Source organism: Mesorhizobium sp. M4B.F.Ca.ET.214.01.1.1, assembly GCF_004791545.1.
GTDB lineage: Bacteria > Pseudomonadota > Alphaproteobacteria > Rhizobiales > Rhizobiaceae > Mesorhizobium > Mesorhizobium abyssinicae.
The window spans coordinates 1-285 of the sequence record NZ_SRUX01000283.1 but is presented as its reverse complement, the minus strand read 5'-3'; the positions used below and the strand labels follow the sequence as shown (position 1 = coordinate 285).

The 285-nt window shown below is 62.1% G+C and carries 1 pseudogene; it reads right to left on the bottom strand.

From position 1 onward, the window contains the following. A pseudogene (locus EN857_RS34265) lies at positions 1–245 on the bottom strand (LuxR family transcriptional regulator); the annotation flags it as partial. Positions 246–285: the final 40 nt, after the last annotated feature.

The following is a 285-nucleotide window of genomic DNA, read 5'->3' as shown; positions in this document are numbered from 1 at the left end:
GACAAGGGCAGCAGGAAATCCTGTCTGGTGCTGGCGAACCTCTGAAAGAAGGGATCCTGGCGATAGATGCGCGCATCATAGTCGCGGTTCCAGCGATCGGGTCCGGCATCGTCGATGGTCAGGGACGTTATATCGCGACGATAGAAGCCAACATAGACACGATCCGAGCCAAGCAGCACGCCTGCCGCCGCGCTGAAGCGGGCCGACAAGTCTTCGGGCGTTGCCGCCAGGGCCGCGGCGGCCACGCCACCGCTCCAGCGTTCAAGCCGGTCGAGAGAAAAATTC